Source organism: Luteimonas flava (assembly GCF_036584485.1).
In the GTDB taxonomy this organism is placed as follows: Bacteria; Pseudomonadota; Gammaproteobacteria; order Xanthomonadales; family Xanthomonadaceae; genus Luteimonas; species Luteimonas flava.
In genome coordinates, this window is the sequence record NZ_JAZHBM010000077.1 from 1 (window position 1) to 282 (window position 282).

A 282-nucleotide genomic window follows, 5' to 3' on the forward strand; every position below is an offset into this window, starting at 1 on the left:
AACCTGTTCAACCAGTTCTACACCTTCAACTTTGCCCAGGTGCGTCAGATCGCGGCGACCGCGTCCGGCCTGCCGGCGCTGTACCTGCCGAAGAGCACCTTCGACAACGATGCCCGCACCGGCGAGAAAACCAAGGCGGCGTTCGTCCAGTTCAACACCGACTGGGATACCGCACTGCCGATCCGCACGGCCCTCGGTCTGCGCTACGAAAAAACCGACGTGGTCTCGACCGCGCTGGTGCCAGCCGCGACCGCCATCAGCTGGGTCTCGCAGAATGAGTTC

1 protein-coding gene is annotated in these 282 nt (G+C 63.1%); it reads left to right on the forward strand.

The window, feature by feature from the left end; all coding sequences use genetic code 11:
• Positions 1–282 (forward strand): hypothetical protein (locus V3391_RS17750; RefSeq protein WP_332079774.1); only part of this gene is annotated, 282 nt, incomplete at both ends.